Here is a 16,862-nt window from a genome sequence, read left to right as displayed (position 1 = left end):
ATGGTTCATAAAGGAGTTTTTGCAATGAAATACCTTATGAAGTCTTTCTTATATACGCTCCTGCTTCTTCTGATCTTGGGTTTTGCATCCACAATGTATCTCGGCCTTGATAACAATGGTCCTGATAGTTTGGATACCGCCTTAGAAACAGCTCAAATTGATGAAGAAATCGGCTTCGAACAGGTCGCAGCCGTCATCCGCACGTTTGTACACAGACAATTTAAAATAAGAACTGCAAATGAAAATCTAGCTAAATATAAAAGAGAACTGGCACGCGGCACCCCGGGTGAATACTCAAAAGTCTATAAAGATCTTCCACAAGAAGGTCCGTATGCAACTCGGGACGTACACCGCAAAACCCACGGTTGCTACAAGGGCGAACTATCTATCAATGAATCCTTGCAACAGGACTTCAACACTGCAACTGAAAAGATTCGCCAAGAACGCGCATCGGAGCAGACCCAAGGACTGAACAAACCAGGCCCAATGCCCTCTATATTGGCAAATTCGGACGATTTGGGAATTTTTCAGCCAGGCAGCCATCATGATGTCATTGTTAGGTACTCCAACGGACACCCAATGAATCGTCCCGACAAGTTACCGGATGCACGTGGCTTTGCAGTTAAAATTCTTGCGCCGGGCACAATGCAACACAATTTGCCTCTCCACGAACAAGATAGCGGCTCCCTGAATAGATCCACATCTTTAGATATTTTATCAATCAACTTCCCTACCTTCTTTGTCAACGAACGAAGAACAGCCCTGAAGTATACAGAAATTAACGAATTTTTTCTCGACAGCGCCGTCGACTTTGGCAATCCGATCACGGGAAAGCTGCGTGAAGGGCTGTCTATTCTTTCAACGGGCATTGGAGCAATGGAAATCCGCCAAGCACTATGGGTCAACGGCAGCATCATCCAGTCGCCTCTCTATCAGGAGTACTTCTCGATGGTGCCATCTCGCCTGGGCCCCACCGGCGCACGCCGAGCCGTAAAGTACTTCTGGCGCCCAGAAGCTTGCCCAGGTCAAGAGCAAGACTTCAACGCAGAACAAGCACAACAATGGCCAAAGTGGTCGCAAGTTCGGAGCTATGCTGATATTTTTTCACCTAGGACAAAATACACAACACCTCCGTTTGACGACCACCTTTCCAACGACTATCCCGCCAACTATCTACGTAAAAATCTTCAGCAAAGTCTTAGTCAAAAAGACTTTTGCTATGGTCTGTATTTACAGCCATATCGCGATCAGCTAAGTACGAATATTGAAGATTCAACAGATATTTGGTTTAGAAGCGAACGAGAGCGCGATGAATGGATCAGCTCCGTCGTTCCATCTCCTGGAAATCCACTGTGGAAGATCTATTCCGGAGAACGGGCTTCGTATTTGAAAAGAATCTATCAAAAAAGAGTATCACCTCCAGTCAAAGCTGGAACATTGCGAATCCTAAAAATTAATGACCAGGACATCGTGGGGAACTCGAAAGTGTGTGAGGACCTTAGCTTCAATCCTTGGAACGGAAATATTTCCTATCATAAGCCATTGGGCGTGATCAGCCGACTGAAAAGACGTGTGTACAATGCTTCTAGGAAAGCTCGACATTTGTTAAATGGCTTTAGCGATACAAGTTTCGAACGAGCAAGGTAGTGGAGCAAAGCCCCGCCTTTGTTTTCACAATACAAAGATAATAAATAAGAAACTGTTTTTCATTGGTATTTCGTAAAGACTCCTCGTATTTGCACCGATAGCTACGTCATGTGGAACTTTGTCGACGAAAAGAACAACTGGCTGCAATTGATCTTGGCATTATTGATGTCATGGACCTTGGCCGGCTGTATGATAACAGTCCAACTACTTGATGAAGGCTCGGAATCGGCCCCGTCCCTGGAGCCCTCACTCCCCACACCATCCCGTCTCAAGGCAACACAAGTCGTGGGGCAACCTGACTTTAATACCAATTTGCAGGCTCTTCACGGGTTCGGCATCGGAGACCCAACCTATTTAAGTCAGGTAGTCATCGGAAATAAGCTTGTAGTTGCAGACTCCCAAGGACATCGCATTCTAATATACAATCAAATTCCTTCATCCAATGGCGCACCTGCAGATCGAGTCATCGGACAGGTTGCACCTTCTTCGCTAATTGTTGCTTCGACAAGCGCCTACACACTCAATGAACCCCGCGGCCTGGCTACAGATGGAACAAAACTTGTTGTTGCCGACACCAAAAATCACCGGGTCCTTATTTACAATTCTTTACCAACTGACAACTTTGCAAAGGCCGACGTGGTTATCGGCCAAACAAACTTTACGACAAATACTTCAGCCTCGCCTCCAACAGCAAGTACGCTGTACCATCCGTCAGCGGTTGCTATACACGATGGAAAGCTATACATCTGCGACACCTCGAACCATAGAATCCTCGTCTTTAATACCATCCCGACGACAAACGGAGCCAGCGCATCTTTTGTCTTAGGCCAAACTTCTTTTACAACTAAAATTGCCAATTCCGCCGGAAGCCCGGACGCCAATCTTAATGCTCCAGAAGGAATATCCGCTAGCGACAACATAATCTATGTTTCTGATACGGGAAATCACCGCGTTTTAATCTGGCTAAACCCGATAACAGCAAATGCTCAAGCCGCCAACCATGTCCTGGGGCAACCAAATTTCAATGGCACTTCTCCCAACGCTGGCGGAGGCTCTACCCCATCGTCCTCGTCCGCCCGCTCCCCTAGACATTCATTCATACAAAACAACTCTCTTTTTCTAGCAGATCCAGGTAACAATCGAGTGCTAATTTGGAGCCCCCTTCCCATCACTAGCAATATCGCCGCAAACTACGTCATAGGACAAACAGCTATGACTTCTGCGGCCGCCAATCAAGGAAGCACGCCCACAAGCAGAACATTGAACCTTCCAAGGTCACTCTTTGCAACATCAACACATCTCTTCATTGGGGATGACTCCAACTTTAGATCGATGATGTATACTTTGCCTATTACAGCCCACAACGTGGCTGCGAATCATACGGTTGGGCAGCCTGACTTTACGTCAAACTTAAGCGCCAATACTGGCACTATACTGAATGGCAATAGCTTCTACTGGCCACGAGACAGCAAAGTTGTCGGGAACAAGCTATTTGTTGCCGACTACTTAAACAACCGAGTGCTCATCTACAACACAGTCCCCCTTAACCAAGAACAACCCAATATTGTAGTGGGGCAGGCATCCATGGCCACCAGAAGTGCTGCTAACCCGCCGTCTGCAATCAGCTTAAATAAGCCGAACAGCGTAGCCTCGGACGGCAATATTCTTGTTATTGCAGACTTCAATAACTCGCGAGTTCTAATCTACGATCCCATCCCAACAGTTGACGGCGCCGCCGCAAGTGTTGTTTTAGGTCAAGCTACGATGACAACAAGAAATTTGAACTTCGGGGGACCCTCCGCATCAAGCATTGGAAATCCGTATCATGTTGAACTGTGCGGTGGAAAGCTCATCATAACTGATTACTACAATCATCGCGTCATGATTTACAATTCAATCCCAAGCACAAATAATGCCCCCGCCGATGTAATCTTGGGGCAGCCCAATACTGCTTCTATAAGCAGTGGCATGTCCCCTGCCAGAATGAAAAATCCCTATGCCAGCTTATGCATCAACAACGGCGAAAAACTTGCGATTTCTGACGCCTTTAACCATCGTGTCCTGATATGGAACACATTCCCTTCGGTCACGGGGCAACCCGCCGACATCGTGCTGGGTCAAATTAACTTCTATAACAACGCGGCAAACAGTGACACAAATGGCATAGGTGGCGTCGTCTCCGCAAGATCCTTAAACATTCCACGGGGCCTTGCTATGACTTCGTCAGGGAAGTTTATCGTCCTTGATGGCGGCAATTCCCGAATCCTAGTCTACAATAAACTTCCAACTGAGAATCTTCAGGCAGCAGATCTGGTCATCGGACAGCCAGATTTTACCTCGAACACCCCAAATAAAAATGGCCTAGACAATGAAAGCATTGGAAAACCCATCCATCTTTCGACATCAGGGAATAATCTTTGGGTAACGGACGATCTTAACAATCGGATACTAAAGTTCGAGATCCCATCACAATAGCTCATGAAGAATGGAGCGACAGCTCCTCGATGCAAAGACGCCTTGCTTTAGAAGCTATGCCACTTTGGCCAAAAACACTTCAAATCGACTCATGTCGGCAGACTGCATAATACGTCTTTGAAATCTACGGATCACGGTCATTTGCTTCCAATTCAGGTATGAATTCCGAAATTCCAACAACTCCCTTAAATTAAGGGGGTGTAGCGAATATTCTCTAGAACTCGACTCTAATGAAATATATTGAGAACAAAACTCCTTAAATTCAGATTCAGACTCCTCAACAAATCGGACCAAAAGATCAATCTCTTGGGATCCTCGATTTAGGTCCATTTTCACACTATGGATACCCACGATATTACGAAACTTTGAAAGGACTTCATTGAATTCACTTGAAGCAATCGGTAAATCTTGGGATTTGCAGATAACGTGATGTTTCGGGGTAAAAACATAGTCGCCAAATATCAAATGAGCAAGTGTTCGATGAGTTCCTCCTGCGATGGTTGTCAAAATGCCTTCATTTGGAAAATATCGCAGGCCCCAGAACTCACTTTCCAATGCCTCCCTATTGTCTAGGGCAAGTATGCATGCAAAGGTACTAGCGTGCTTTACGCCTCCATAAAACAGTCGGCTGTCCTGCGTTTGACCAATTGAATTTTTAAAGTCGGAACTATTATAAATGAACCGAAAAGGTTCTTCTAAACTCAACGCCTGTCCAAAAAACTCAGCTTGCTCTGAATGACCACTCAAATAGTCCAATAAGTACGGTGAGACAATCTGTTCCCTTAAATTCTGCGACAACAACTTATCCTGCCTTATTCTTGTATCCTGCAGGCATAACCGTCGCAATGTCCCGGCAACCTTGTCTCTGTTAGAGCGCAACTTACCGGCGACCTGAAGAGAGCGCGCGAGTTCTCTGACAACACTTTGTCCACCAGAAAGATCTCTCGTAAATACTATCTGCCTTGACACTCTTGTCCCCCGCGCTTGTCCCCATTCAAAAACGAATTCAAGTCCGCAAAAACGACTTTTAAATTTTTAGCTTGTAGCGACAGCTCTTCAGAACTTTCTTGGACACTGATCGCCAAGGCCGCATTTTGCTGGGTCAGCTGATCAATGCTATTCATTGCCGAAGATATCTCTCTCGTTCCAGTAGTTTGTTCCCGTGAAGCATCTGAGATTGATTGGTTGATTTCTGTCGTCTGCTGAATAGAGGATATGATACCAGACAAGACATCACCACTCTCATCCGCCTCTTTGCGGCCCTTATTGGCTACTACTACTGTGTCTTGAATCAATACCGAAATCTCTTTAGCAGACGACGAGCTTTTTTGTGCTAAGGCCCGGACCGCATCTGCAACGACTGCAAATCCTTTTCCTTGATCGCCCGCACGCGCAGCCTCGACCGAAGCATTCAGCGCCAATAAGTTTGTTTGAAAGGCAATATCTTCTATCACCATCGTAATTTCAGAAACTTTTCCCGCTCTCTCCGCAACGATTCTCATCGAATCAATGAGCTGGGAAATCTTCGCCGATCCTTGCGAAGCAGATTCTGAATTTCTCAAAGACAGTTGGTAGGCCTTCTGCGCATTGACCGAATTTGCGTCGACCATTGAAGAAATTTCAGAAAGAGACGCCACTGTTTCCTCTAGCGCCGCAGCCCCACGAGAAGCCCCCTCAGACATTCGGCTTGAAGAGCTGTTCAATTGCCCACCGTTCGCGCTAATAACCTCCGAAGTCGAAAGCATCTTTGCACTGATGCCACGAAGCTGCTCAATCCAAGACCTTAAGACAAAGAAGCTGACAATGCCTATGCCTGCGCATATTAAGGCCCCAAGGCTCACCAACAGCCAGATCATATTCTTTACCGGAGCAAACACTTCGCTAGTTTCTTTTTCTGCAACCAGGACCCAGGTTTCATTAAAAACCTCTACTGGCGAAGAGAAAGAAATCACTTCTAAACCGAGAGGATTAGCTGCAGTCAAAACACCCTCTTTTCCACTGCGAGCAATTTCAATCGCCTTGCTGTCAAACTTCAAATCGTCTTGGATGGCCAGAGCGGCATCAATCTTCCTACCTTGGGATGGGCTATAGCTAGTTCGAAGAATCTGGTCAGATCCGAGAAGATACGAAACTCCGGTCTTTCCCGCTCCAAATTTCCATGAGGCACTTTCCTCTAACGCCTCGATGTTAATCTTGGATATAACGACCCCCAGCGTATCACCTTTCTTGACCCCATCTGCCAAGTGGTCGAACTCTGCTTTTTTTGCCTGGCAGAGAAATCCTACGACCTTCTTAAGCTCGGGGTTTACACCAAACCCGGAAAAAATCAGATCACTTTTTTTTGAATCACGAGCGGCACGGTAGCAAGACCCAATTTTTAGATCTTTAAAAGCGCCGTTGACCAAATTTTTCCCTAGAAACACAGATGAGGTTTTAGAATCTGCCAAAGAAAAAACTATTTGCGCATTTGTTGACACCAAAACTATATCATCAAAGCTAAAGTCCTGTGCCATACGTTTTGTTCTATCGAAGAACGTCCTATTTAAAATCTCGAAGGCCGGAGTATATGCCTGCACATCTTTACCGGGCACTAAAGCAGCCCCATAAAAGGCTCCCTCGTAGGCAATAAACATTCCTTCGATCAACCGGCTGTCTTGAACTTGCAGAGCATAATTGAGTAGTCTCTGAGAATGGCCAACAACATTTGCTTTGGCCTCCAGACCATGTGAAAGCAGCTGCTCTTGCACCTGCTTTTCAAGAGCACTTCTTGTCGCCATGGAACCCGTAACAATCAAAGCCGTAGAACCCAAACCGATCGCCGAAAAAATCAAAACCAGCAGCTTCTTTCGAAATCCCATCTTAGTAAATTCCCATTCTCAAGCCGTTCTTTGCACCAACTATTTCCAAACTCCAGAGCCAGCGATCCAATTCTTAGCACCGCCACATTTCTTTACAAATGAAATTTTATCCGTTGCTTTTTCCGCACCTGGCTTTGGCCATACATAGTCGACCCATCCGCCGTCTTTGCTAGCCTTTGCTGTTTTGTCGAACTCAACAAAAAGGGCCTTTCCATTTTCGTCTTTATTCTCTTTCAACGACGTTTTATTTAATTTTGGTTTAATTGGATGAATGACCATACTGACTTCCGAGTCTTGTACCCAAACATAGTTGCTGCCACAAAAGCGATACGCTTGAATCATCTCAAGAGCACCGTCGCCTTTGGTTTCAATCTCTTTACAAACTTTTTCGACCGCCGCTTTTGCTTGTTCTTTAGTACATGCCTCTTCAGCCTGAGCAGACAGGGCAAACATTGAAACAACAATCAAGATACTTTTATCCATTCCCATTTCAAGTACTCCTTATATTTTTGCGTACTACTTCGGGCTTTATCGGCGTAAACGCTGATATAAGCATTTCTTTGACCATGATCACTTACTACGCCGAAATCGAAAACAAGGACCGGACTATTCCAGCCCGCAAAGTGTTTCCATAGCAGTAATCCATCTTTGATTTATATACGCCCGGAAACACTTAAACAAACCTTAGTCCTGTGCCCTGAGATCACAAGGTTCGAAGGATAATAAGAAAAAGGCGCTGTCTCTTAAACAGCGCCTTTCAAACTCAATTACTTCAAGTGGCGTCTTCATTGAACTGCCAGAATTCTTGATATCCTGGCCATTTTTTACATTCAATGCTAGCGATTCCCGGTTACCGTTGTCTTTTTCGCGTTGGCAGCTTTGCCACAATTAGACTGACTTCTATCGGTATTCGAGGACTTAACAAACCCTGCAAGACAAACAGACGTCGCCGCGTCTGCAGCCATCACTTTAGAAAATTTTAAATAGCACTTTTTCGTTTCAAGCAAAATCGCCGAATCACGTCCCAACCTTTTACAATATGACTCGGCATTTTCAATGGAAATACAGTAGGGTTCGCGTGTAAGATCCTGATTGCAACTTAATTCACTTCCAAAACTAATCTGCGCACCAAACAGACTTAAGATCAAGAAAACATACTTCATAAGAACCTCCATTCAATTTTAGAATTCAAGATTGGCCCCGAAATCCGGTACTTCACCCCTATCGATCGAAGACTTCCACGCATCAACTATCCCCTTAGCGCGACGAGTTGTCCAAAAAAGAAGGCACGCATCAAGGTAACTCAATACCGCAGACTTTTCTCCCTTTTCCAGAAGCTCCTTAGCCAGGGTCATGTTAGGACCGAAGGAATGAAGCTGAGGAGATCCTGATGTTTTAGTTGCTAGAATAAGATACTCCTTGGCGGCCTTTAAATTCCCTTCATACAAGGCAACTCTACCAAGAACGAGATTGCCGTGATGAATAGCATTTCCATAGTTCCAATCTTTTTCATAGCCTTTAACCATTTCAAGAAGAGATTTTGAAAAGGACTTTGCCTCTTTCGTCACCGCCACCGTTAGCTCCAAAGAGGAATAGTCTCTGACAATGGTTGACAGAAGATAAAATTTCATATTTTTGTCGCTCATCTTCTTCAATGCGACTTTCTTTTCAGAAAGAGGCTTTTCAAAAACTGACAAATCGACAACGCTTGGACTGGTCGCATGAACGACCGAAGATGATAGTACAATTGCTATAAATAAAAGTTTCAAGATGTCCTCCAAAAGACCCCAGTATTTTCCCTATTTGCCCCTTCACCCCTCGGCTATGGAATCAAAGTTGGAGTGAGTACCTGATAACGGTTTTGAATCTTCTTCCAAATATTTGAATGTGGCCCCGTAATGCCATCTGGTCCACCGGACCCCGCGATACCACGAGCTTTCGGATCATACTTCCCACCAGGCAGGAACTGACGTAAATCTTGCGATCCGGGCTTCGCATTAGGCTGACCGGCGGGCCTTGAATACCCCTCAGAACCCGAGCCTCCCCCTGTGCTCCCTGTGGAAGAGCCGCCACCACCATAGAATCCGGCCGTAACAGCATGCCCACTGCCTTCATCGTCTTCGCCAGCCCCGGCACCGGCGGTTCCGCCACCACTGCCAAAGCCTGAAAGCCCCGCGCCCCCCCCTTGCTTGCCGTCGATAGCTTCGCCGGCACCGCCAGAGGCTAATTTTCCTTGCTGAATCGATGGCAATCCCGGTAAATCACCGCCAGGACCACCGGCGCCTTTCTCTGGTGCACGAGAACTCGGATTAGTACCGCCAACCAATGGCCCGCCACTTGCCGTCTTTTCATTCGAACAAATCGGATCCGAAGGACTCTTTGAACACACACAAACTTTAGAACCCGCCAGTTCAGGTTTGGTGCAGTCCACGGGCTCTTTCTTATCACATCCGGGTAAGCTTGGATTTGTCTTACACACCTCTGGCGCAGGATCACCCCGAGTTGAGTCAGCACACTTGGAGGCGGAAACCATTGTCCCATAGAAGTTATTGATGGCCTGATTCGCCTGCGCTGCCTTATCACCAAAAGCCGTGCAGCGCTCCGCTTGCGTTTCAGCTACAGACAATGAAATTGCATTGTGACTTAGCTGAACACAGTCAAGATTGTCCTTAACCCAACCGACAAGTGCGTCGCACGAGGCATGGCAAGATCCAATGGCACTTTGACACATCATGCGATAGGCGGCTACTGCGGCATTCGCTGATGCAGAAATTCCCGCCATCTTTTTACATGCCACATGAACACTTGATGCAGACTGCTGCCCGAACAGCAAAGTAAGCTCCGTGGCCGTATTTGCTACCTCATTCAAACCCGAATTGTTCTTTTCATCGCAGGTGTAAGCTGTATCTGCAATCTGAGTAACACACTCTTCATAAAGCTGAACGTACTGACCACACTTACCCCCGCCATCGGGAATCGCGCCAGGGTCCGCCTTACAGTAACAAGAAGAATCAGAACTTTTATCCGAAGCATAAATACTGGTCCCAGAGGGACAACGAAGCGATTGGCAGTCCGCCGCGTGGAGCTCCGAGGAAAATATCCATGCCATTAGTAGCATCAAAAATTTCATCTCTTCCCCCTAGATAAAGGATCGGCCGCCTCGGAACAGAACACAAACGTAAACTCACATTAGTGTTTCCGTGCCGCCTCTAGCCTCTGCGGAAACATCGGCAACAAGGGCACGTTAAGATCATGTCCGGCATGCCCGTACGATCATGATTCGAATTATATTTTTACATTTTATTTTAAAAATCTCCGAATAGACTAATTCAAGACTCGTTAAGGGGGATTCGAAAATGATCACAAGAAATCTATTGCTTGTAGCTACGCTTTGCAGTTCACAGCTTGTCAGTGCCGCTTCTAAAGAAGAAGGCCTTTCATCTTCTATAAAAGAAAGTGGAAGTACAATTGACAGCTACATCAACTTGGCAAGTAAAAGCCAGACAGATAAAGACAAATATTGCATTTATCTGACTTCTGCCATTCCTGCGCATAACAAATCTTTGGGCCGTTTTTCCGAAGAGTGTGGTTCGGTGGGCAATAAAATCAAATCCGCACAAGGCGACTTGAAAAAACATCAAGATGCCATCGTAAAGAGCAAGTCAGTCGTGGTTGCCAACCAACCCACAGCTGATATGACGGATGCACAAATCAAATCCCTGGTTCAAACAGATATCGACACTGCCAAGAAAAAGATAGACAGCCTGACGTCTTATGGAGCAAGTATCAAGAACAATATCCGCATTCAAAACGATATCTTCAAAAAAGCAGAGTCAGAAAAGAACTCAGAATTTCTTACATGCATAAATTCGGGAATTTGGGCGGGAACTAAACACCATATCCCTTTCAACCCTCGCTATACCTACGGCGAAAATAGAGAGGCTTATGTAGCAGAGATCAGCTCTGCCTGCAACAAACACCCTCGCATTACAAAATTCAAACCGACCTTGGATAGCAGCGGAGCAAAGCTCAAATCTTTAGCCAGCGAACAGGCAAAGGTCGATAGTGCAATTGCCTCACTCATCCCAATTGCAGGGGCCAACAAGGCTGCCGCCGAAGAAGTGATCAAAAAGAAAAGGGACAATGCTCGAACCATTATTGCCGGCGAAAATGCAAAAATTAAGAAAGCCAACGACGACGTTGCAACGACTTCCGCACAAATCAAAGGTCTGCAAAAGAATCTAGCAGACTTAAATGGCGGGGTCGATCTTTGCAAAAAAACGGGAGCAAAAACCTTACCTACTATTTGTAAATAGCAAGGTTTAATATGGGAAATAATCAAATCCTAGGAGCGATATTTCTATCGCTCCTAGCCTTCTTCATCGGCCGAGCGACTAATGACACAGCCACTGTCAAAACGTCAGAATCCATCTATGCAGGCGAGACGGAAATAGATCGCACAGAATATACTCAGAAGGAGCAAAAATTTGATCGGTCGAATGATAAAAAGCTAAATGCCACGGAAGAGGCACTTTTACAAATGGTCACCAATACCCCGAAAGAACAGGATTACAAATTCGGGGAAATTCCAGATACTGTTTGGGCAACAGAATCCGCAAGAATCTATTCGGATCTGGAGCTTGATAAACCCTATGAGTATCCGGAATACGATTCCGAAACCGCCGCTCTTTTAATCGAGCCCAACTTCTAGAAACATCTTCTTCGAGGACAAAATCATGAAAAGTAACCGACGGATCATACTCATAAACAAAAAGTTTCAAATCAAATTCTTTATTTGGTTCTTCATCGGGATGTCGATACTGAATCTAATTCTTTACGTGTCTAATCTATATCTTTTTGATTCTTTTAAGCTGATGGGGTCAAATGTGGGTTTAGAAAACAATCATCCCTACTTCCTTTTCGTAAAAGAACAAAAGGAGCTGATGAACAACGTCTTTCTATCAGCGTATATTATAGAAACGGTGGTCCTTATGATCTTTTCTTATATATTTTCTCATAGAATAGCAGGGCCCATCCATAGAATGAAAATGTGGCTGGAACGTATTTCCAAAGGGGAAGACGCCGGCGATCTGTCTTTCAGAAAAGACGACTTTTTTTCTGAGCTACCTGAACTTGCCAATAAGGCCGTGACAAGACTAAAGCAAAGCGACCAACAATAGGTGTGGGCCAAAGAAGAACAAAGCGCGGAAAGCCTCCGCGCATCAAATATAACAGCTATTGAACGTCCGGACTGACTGTAAATACTTCGCCGTAGCGCTCATTTACTCTATCGAAAGAACCAGGGCCAAAGTCACCACAGTGTATCGTAAATGGCACTTTTTCATCTGTTGATTCAAACGCAAATTCATACGTATGATACATCGGCTTTGCTCGAACACGGACTCCGTCTGGAATTTCAACATTCTCGGAACCTTTAGCATAAATGCCACAAGATCCTTCGCTGCTCCTACCTTCATCTAAGTTAGGAAAGGTCAAAGGATATTGGCGATGCTTCTCATGCAACAATACAATAGGAATCTTAAAGTGAATGGTCACCTGTGGTCGTTTATCATTCCAAGGATCGTCGTAACGCGAACCCGCGACTGCCCGTTTTCCGTCGCCATGTGTACAACCCGACATCACCAACAAACATAAAAACGAAAGAATTCCGAACCTCATTGAACCCCCTACATTCTTTTTATTTTGGGCCCGCCAACTTTATCCTTAAAGTCCTGCCAAAACATTGTGTTTCCGCCGCAGACTCCTTCTCTGCAAGAAACAGCCCGAACCTTCGTTCTAAGAACCGGTCTCGTGCAATCAGAGGGTTACCCCGATAGAGGGCCCTATGATACAGTTCATTTCCTTCCTGCTAGGTACACTTTTATTTTGCGCAACCTTGTGGGCACAACCTGATTGCAAGAACGCTGTTCGTGACATCTCGACAACCGCAGACCACATTAAGACCGTCTTTAAGACGACGGACGTCGCCCGTGAGGTCGAGTACATTCAGGAAACGGTCCGAACATGCAATGTCAATATCGCGAAGTTCGGCTGGGGCCGCGGTATCTTTGATTATTGGAAAACCACCGGCTATAACGGACAACTGACGACACTTCAAAATAAAATCGAGCACGAATCGATGTACAAAGATGTAGAAGCTGAGCTCAATGAATACAAAAAGTATGCGACGATACTAGGGCTAGACCCCAGTAAGACAAATTCATACTACGACACATACCGACAACAAGGAAGACAGTCCCGCGACCGCGAAGAAAACACCTGTCAGGCAGTTGACCTACGCAATGATACTTTAGGACCAGTAAGGGACCAAGATGGCATTGGGTGGTGCTACGCCTTTGCAGCCGCCGACCTCCTGACATACCGTCTTGGCAAAAAAGTTTCCGCCGTTGATTTGGCCCTTAATTACAACGACAAATGGGACAACAATCTTCTAAAACAAGTCGGCTGGGCAGAACACGAATTTGAGGGCGCAGCATCTAGAAATAGCCAAGAAGTAACTATTGAAAAAACCGCACAAAAAGGCGGCGCCTGCCTTGAAGAAAACCTTCGCAGCGAAGATAATGGCCCGGCATCGCTCATGGAAAACCTAATCCAACTTGATAAACTAAAAAGGGACACAGCAGAATTAACCCCCATCCGTTGCCCTTCCGCCCAAAAGATCTTCCCAACGATCAACACCAAAGAGCTTATGGATATCGCGAAAGAAAGCAGCCGAGCCAGCTTTATTGCTTCTTTAAGCAATAAAGCCTGTGAACCAAGAATCAGCTTAAAAGGCATTGAAGTCGAACGTAAAGGCAGTCATTTATTGGGCGACGCCTTAAAGAACGATAAATCAGAGATGTTTGCCGCCTTAGATGAACAGCTGAATAGAAAGAATATCGTAGCTATCTCGTACTACGCCAGCATTCTATACAATGCAAACGCCCCTGTTACCGGAGGCCATGCCAGCAGCATCGTAGGTCGCAAGTACAATAGAAAAAGTGGTGAATGTGAATACCTTATCAGAAACTCTTGGGGGCGCGGCTGCAACAGCTACGATACAAGATACAAATGTGAGGAAGGCAACATCTGGATTCCGAAATCAATTGTTTCGAAAGGACTAAGAAATGTCAGCTATATTAAATAGCCTCTTCTTTCTTTTTCTGAGCGTATCTTCAGCCAAGGATTTAACATGCCAATCGGGAATCATTTCTAAAAATGAATTTGGAAACACGATAAAAGAGTCTTCAAAATACTGCTACAATAAAGAAAAAACCGTCTTTTTATCTGAAAATTGTAAGCATAAAAAATGTATGGCGTTCCATTCGAAGAATAAATTCGCCTTTGAACAATTTTTATCTGACACCGGTAAGCCTTCTTTTAAGCTTTGCCGCAAGTTGGGTGGGAAACCCGAACTTCTTGATTTCCAAGCGGCCACCAAGACTTACAAACTTGATCGATGTCTTTTCAAAGACGCCAGCTTTGTCGATACCGACACCCTGCTAGCGCACTATATTCAAAGATAGCCAGACATGCTGGACGAGAAGGTACAACAAACCCACAACTCTATGTCTTCTATGTCCGTAGATTGTTTTTGCAACGAATAGCGATTAGACAACTTTTATATTTCTTTTGGAGCCACAAGAAGTTACGTCACTTTTCAGAAAACTTCTGTCAAAATTTTTATAGCCAAAAGAAAAGTAGTCACTCCAAGGACCGGTCCGCGCCTTGCAACAAAACTAAATTACCTGGGGGAAATATGCCATTGAGAACAATTGCAGCGATATTGATTCACTCTTTTGCGCTGACATTTTCATCCGTGTCCCATGGTTTCTCTGTGAAGGCCAAGGTAAAGCTTTCTGACTTCTCTTTCCAAGCCCCAATGACCGCTGCTCTCTACTATACAGACCTATCCGAACGTGATTCTCGGTATTCTTCTTTCGCATCGACACTGCTTACTCTAGGATTCTAATCGGAAGGAATCATACATGAACAGATTGTCAGCCCTTTTATTCTTATTTACGTTGTGCCTGTCACTGGTTGGATGCATTGAAGTAAAAGTTTCTTACGAAGAACCTCGTAATGAGCTGCAAGACTTCTGCCGGGAAAATGATCTTCCGAAATATACTTACTACACCGGACGAGTTCCGCAAACCATGTCTCTTCCCCCCACTTCTGATCCGAAATCCATTTGTGTCAGCGACGCGTTTGTCTCCACAGGTACAATCGGCAAATATCCAGATCTCAACTCCGCCGTCGTTCAAAAATGCAATCGTGGGGGATGTACCGATGTATCTATTGAATCGGTTATAGCCCAGACGCCAAAATGCAGAGGCTGCGCTACCCCCACACCCTTTAACCTACTAAGTGATAGTGCAAAGGCATCGTCGATCGCACAACACAAGGCCAGAGTCACAAAATATATTGAAAGAAAGTTAAGCCCTAAAAACGACAGCGCCCTGATCTTGTTAGTTGAATCAGGAGACATCGATGGCGCAGCCGAAATTCAACGAGCGATGAGCCAAGTCTTCCCAGGAGAGTTGCACCCCTATGCAAGACGTTTACAAAATAATCTGGTAGCGGCTTTTATCAAACGGCTCATTATAGACCACGGTGAAAAGTACGGACGTATTTATCTAGTGCAAGGTGACCACGACCTAAACAATCAATTCATCGGCTCGATAAAGCGAGTATCCTCTCTTCATGCCGCAGTTGATATCTTGATGGTCGTTCATGGCTACAAAGGCGGAATATTCGTCAATCGGTCACTTTCAAGTGTTCTTAGCGGCGAACACTTCTTAAACGAAGTTTCGAAAACCATGACGGCCGCACAAAGGTCCAAAGTCAGAACAATCTTCAATGCCGCCTGCTATGGCCTTATTCCCGCAAACCAAAAGAGCATTTCAATGTCAACCGCCTTGGTTCGGGCTTTTCCCAATGCGATCACGTACGGAGGCACATCAATAAACTGGTCCCCCATGCACAGGGATGGAACTATTTTCGAAAATTACTATCGAGGGAAAACTCTTTCTGAATCGGTCCTTTTAGGAAACCATACAGTCAACTATCAGCCCACTCCAGCCGGAACATTTGTAGCGCGGTCACGAGTGTCAATACCCGCATTGACAGCGCGCGGTTGCGCAAAAGTCCTATTTCAGAATAAATGTGAAACTAAAAAGCTGACATTGGGCGGCTTTCAACTGTCGTCGTATGCCCGCGATGGCATCAATGCCGCAGTCGTTTCCGGCACCGGCGGCAACAAATATATCACAATCCTCTCAAGGATCACAAAATGAAGAAATTCATCCTTCTTTTTTCAGGCCTCGCTATCTCAATGGGGTTGATCTACTTTCTGAAAGATTCAGATCACACCGACAACATGCCAACTGCGAAACCTATTTCACTTCCGCGTACTACACGCCTTAAATTCGAATCGGTTGTAGCTGCGGTCACTCCAGCATCACAACCAACACAACAGAGCAATCGTGCCGATGAGATTGAAGAATCCAAAAAAAGTACAATGACAAGACTTATAGCTGAACACTACTTACGCATGGATAACCTTGCAAGACATCTCGAACAAGCCGCTCGCAGCAAATATTCTAACTGGGGCGAACAGGACGTTCGGTCTGCCATAGAAAATTTCGAAAAGACAGAACACCCAAGCTACCAAGAACTCAATGTTCATTATCGTCACCTCATTGAGGCTCTGGAATATAGCCAAATCAGGCCTTCAAAAAAAGGAGCCTATGCGGAAAAGCTCGGCGCCATTTATAGCGTATTATACGACGAGACCGTCGATGCCGCGCCTCTTTACTATCAAGTAAGAACAGAAGATTACGGCGACCATATGAAGATCTGGCTTGAGCTTTAAGTCGGGAT

At 45.4% G+C, this 16,862-nt stretch carries 16 protein-coding genes; 9 read left to right on the top strand and 7 right to left on the bottom strand.

Annotated elements, in window-relative coordinates; genetic code table 11:
* The first annotated feature begins 24 nt into the window (after nucleotides 1-24).
* Nucleotides 25-1,647 carry a hypothetical protein gene (locus BDT_RS05525; RefSeq protein WP_041577141.1) on the top strand — a complete coding sequence of 541 codons (1,623 nt, stop codon included), beginning with the start codon at nucleotides 25-27 and terminating at the stop codon, nucleotides 1,645-1,647.
* A gap of 108 nt (nucleotides 1,648-1,755) precedes the next feature.
* Nucleotides 1,756-4,122, top strand: coding sequence for an NHL repeat-containing protein (locus BDT_RS05520; RefSeq protein WP_015090270.1), 2,367 nt, complete (start codon nucleotides 1,756-1,758; stop codon nucleotides 4,120-4,122).
* A 54-nt stretch (nucleotides 4,123-4,176) separates the two neighbouring features.
* Here BDT_RS05520 and BDT_RS05515 read toward each other — a convergent pair whose 3' ends face one another.
* From BDT_RS05515 to BDT_RS05490, 6 genes are all read right to left on the bottom strand, one after another.
* Nucleotides 4,177-5,091: a hypothetical protein gene (locus BDT_RS05515; RefSeq protein ID WP_015090269.1), complete on the bottom strand. Its 915-nt coding sequence runs from the start codon at nucleotides 5,089-5,091 to the stop codon at nucleotides 4,177-4,179.
* Nucleotides 5,076-6,980, bottom strand: a complete 1,905-nt coding sequence (locus tag BDT_RS18950; RefSeq protein WP_015090268.1) for a methyl-accepting chemotaxis protein — start codon at nucleotides 6,978-6,980, stop codon at nucleotides 5,076-5,078. Before BDT_RS18950 ends, BDT_RS05515 begins: the two co-directional genes overlap by 16 nt.
* A 39-nt stretch (nucleotides 6,981-7,019) precedes the next feature.
* Nucleotides 7,020-7,469 (bottom strand): cache domain-containing protein, encoded by a 450-nt coding sequence (locus BDT_RS05505; RefSeq protein WP_015090267.1) that lies wholly within the window; start codon nucleotides 7,467-7,469, stop codon nucleotides 7,020-7,022.
* Between the two features lie 347 nt (nucleotides 7,470-7,816).
* Entirely contained in the window at nucleotides 7,817-8,143 is a 327-nt protein-coding gene (locus BDT_RS05500; RefSeq protein ID WP_041577139.1) for a hypothetical protein, read from the bottom strand.
* Nucleotides 8,144-8,161: 18 nt separating this feature from the next.
* A complete protein-coding gene (locus BDT_RS18945; protein WP_148278725.1) occupies nucleotides 8,162-8,749 on the bottom strand; it encodes a hypothetical protein in 588 nt (195 codons plus the stop codon).
* Nucleotides 8,750-8,802: 53 nt separating this feature from the next.
* Complete coding sequence (locus tag BDT_RS05490) at nucleotides 8,803-10,089, bottom strand: hypothetical protein (RefSeq protein WP_235046274.1); 1,287 nt, start codon at nucleotides 10,087-10,089, stop codon at nucleotides 8,803-8,805.
* A gap of 247 nt (nucleotides 10,090-10,336) precedes the next feature.
* Here BDT_RS05490 and BDT_RS05485 point away from each other — a divergent pair, with 247 nt between their 5' ends.
* The 3 genes from BDT_RS05485 (at nucleotide 10,337) to BDT_RS05475 (ending at nucleotide 12,160) form a co-directional block, all read left to right on the top strand.
* Nucleotides 10,337-11,296 carry a hypothetical protein gene (locus tag BDT_RS05485; RefSeq protein WP_015090264.1) on the top strand — a complete coding sequence of 320 codons (960 nt, stop codon included), beginning with the start codon at nucleotides 10,337-10,339 and terminating at the stop codon, nucleotides 11,294-11,296.
* Nucleotides 11,297-11,307: 11 nt separating this feature from the next.
* Nucleotides 11,308-11,691 carry a hypothetical protein gene (locus BDT_RS05480; protein WP_041577137.1) on the top strand — a complete coding sequence of 128 codons (384 nt, stop codon included), beginning with the start codon at nucleotides 11,308-11,310 and terminating at the stop codon, nucleotides 11,689-11,691.
* A 175-nt stretch (nucleotides 11,692-11,866) separates the two neighbouring features.
* Nucleotides 11,867-12,160 carry a hypothetical protein gene (locus tag BDT_RS05475; protein ID WP_158320226.1) on the top strand — a complete coding sequence of 98 codons (294 nt, stop codon included), beginning with the start codon at nucleotides 11,867-11,869 and terminating at the stop codon, nucleotides 12,158-12,160.
* A gap of 55 nt (nucleotides 12,161-12,215) precedes the next feature.
* On the opposite strand, the gene BDT_RS05470 is transcribed toward BDT_RS05475, so the two are convergent.
* On the bottom strand, nucleotides 12,216-12,659 hold the full coding sequence (locus BDT_RS05470; RefSeq protein ID WP_041577133.1) for a hypothetical protein: 444 nt from the start codon (nucleotides 12,657-12,659) through the stop codon (nucleotides 12,216-12,218).
* Between the two features lie 166 nt (nucleotides 12,660-12,825).
* Between BDT_RS05470 and BDT_RS05465 the strand changes: the two genes are divergently transcribed.
* The 4 genes from BDT_RS05465 (at nucleotide 12,826) to BDT_RS05450 (ending at nucleotide 16,854) form a co-directional block, all read left to right on the top strand.
* On the top strand, nucleotides 12,826-14,127 hold the full coding sequence (locus BDT_RS05465) for a C1 family peptidase (protein ID WP_015090261.1): 1,302 nt from the start codon (nucleotides 12,826-12,828) through the stop codon (nucleotides 14,125-14,127).
* A complete protein-coding gene (locus BDT_RS05460) occupies nucleotides 14,108-14,506 on the top strand; it encodes a hypothetical protein (RefSeq protein WP_051026269.1) in 399 nt (132 codons plus the stop codon). The genes BDT_RS05465 and BDT_RS05460 overlap by 20 nt, the downstream gene beginning before the upstream one ends.
* Nucleotides 14,507-14,968: 462 nt before the next feature.
* On the top strand, nucleotides 14,969-16,276 hold the full coding sequence (locus BDT_RS05455; protein ID WP_015090259.1) for a hypothetical protein: 1,308 nt from the start codon (nucleotides 14,969-14,971) through the stop codon (nucleotides 16,274-16,276).
* The gene (locus tag BDT_RS05450) at nucleotides 16,273-16,854 is read left to right on the top strand and encodes a hypothetical protein (RefSeq protein ID WP_041577131.1); all 582 of its coding nucleotides are present in this window, start codon (nucleotides 16,273-16,275) and stop codon (nucleotides 16,852-16,854) included. The genes BDT_RS05455 and BDT_RS05450 overlap by 4 nt, the downstream gene beginning before the upstream one ends.
* The last annotated feature ends 8 nt before the right edge of the window (nucleotides 16,855-16,862 follow it).

This window comes from Bdellovibrio bacteriovorus str. Tiberius, assembly GCF_000317895.1.
Classification (GTDB): Bacteria; Bdellovibrionota; Bdellovibrionia; order Bdellovibrionales; family Bdellovibrionaceae; genus Bdellovibrio; species Bdellovibrio bacteriovorus_F.
This window is presented reverse-complemented; position numbering and strand designations above follow the sequence as displayed.